This window comes from Microvirga sp. P5_D2 (assembly GCF_054049475.1).
Genome location: NZ_JBFUMH010000386.1, coordinates 1 through 1,597 on the forward strand (window position 1 = coordinate 1; position 1,597 = coordinate 1,597).

1 protein-coding gene is annotated in these 1,597 nt (G+C 55.0%); it reads right to left on the reverse strand.

Annotated elements, in window-relative coordinates:
- Positions 1-39 precede the first annotated feature (39 nt).
- Positions 40-363, reverse strand: a complete 324-nt coding sequence (locus tag ACXJKO_RS31855; RefSeq protein ID WP_457094990.1) for a hypothetical protein — start codon at positions 361-363, stop codon at positions 40-42.
- Positions 364-1,597 lie beyond the last annotated feature (1,234 nt).

A 1,597-nucleotide genomic window follows, 5' to 3' on the forward strand; every position in this document is an offset into this window, starting at 1 on the left:
ACAGGGGCAAGATGGTGCTTGATCGGGGATCGGAGTTCGTCATGCACGCGGGTATTGCTCCGGCCGCGTTGTCAGATAGTGGCGATAGACGTCGATCATGCGACGAGCTACGGCGCCCCGGCCTGCATCCCGCCCACTGGTGGGGCTGCCATAGCGCGGGCCAGGAAGGGAAACCGTCATCGACCACTGCCACAGGCCGGATTCCGGTCCACCTTCGATCAGGTGAATGTTGCCGATGGTCTCATCCCCTTCGACCATGCGAAACCGGGGGAACCTCACCTCCGGGTCAAAGGCCATGAAGAAGTTCGGACCATGACGACCATCCGGGTATACGTCGGCTGTTCGCATCCAATAGATCGACATTTCACACATCTCATTGCAGGCTGTTTTATCTATGTGAAACGTGACAAACGATGAAATGAAAACGCCCCAGTCGAGAAACCGGGGCTTGGCTCTCAACTAGGGCGCTATGTGATGCCGGGTAACAACGCATCTCTACGGGCTCATAGCCCTGTCCGGTCATCTAGGGCCGACATCGTAAAGAATTCGTAGCCGCTCCGAGAGGGCGGCTTTTCATGGCCGCGCTACGGCGAGCCTCTAGACCATCTGGCCTAAGTGCAGGCTCGTCTGTGAGGCCTATATTGAGAGGACTCCGCTAGTACAGACCCACTCAGCCCCGTCTTATGGCGGGGTTTTTCTTGGGCGGATATAAAAACGCCCCAGCCAGGGACCTGGAAAGTAATCAGCCGGGGCGCTCGCCAAAGCTTTGGGGCTGATGGCGCGCTCTGAATATCAAGCTTAGGCATAAAGTCAAACGCCCCAGCCGATGCTCTTCCGGATCATCAGCCAGGGCGCMAGCGGAGGAAAGGAACAACCTCCGCATTCTGTTCGGGCTAAAACGCAACGTACCCGGTGCAGGCATAATGACCGCGCAAAGTAAATATTCAGTAGCCGCTAGATACGCAACGCGCCCAATCAGAGGATAGTACCCCGAGGCCGTAAGGAATTCGCCTTCCATTCAGGCTCGCGTCTCGCGGATCTTTAGTATGGGGCGGATATGAAAACGCCCTAGCCCAGTGGTGTTTACGGACATTCAACCAGGGCGCCATGCAGGATTAAGGGAAAACCCCGCATCTCTATAGGCCCATCCAATCCCGGTGATAGGATCACAACCGGACAGGGTAAAGAATAAGTGTGCCGCTGAATAAGTTGGAAGAAGCTGAGGGACCATGGCCATGGTGTTATCGATTCACCATGATACCTCAGCTCAAGAAGTCGGGTCTGCCCCAATACTAAAAAACTTAGTATGTAAATCGACTGAATAAAGTAGCGTGCTTCCAATACGGAGAGTAAACACTTTCTTACTTGGAAAAGGTAGCCCGACTGATGCCTTAGACCGAATGGTCTAGTTAGAACAGCATTTTCAAGAGCGCGAACGAAAACGCCCTGGCCGGGGAGATACGGTCAGGGACCTTCAGCCAGGGCGCCTGCGGGGCCAAGAGAGTCCGCACTTAGAGATTAAGCCCCGCTATTTGGCTGGCAATGCTGCTCCGATGGGGTAGCTTTTTCATGGATGCCTGAATGCCCACAGCAGGAC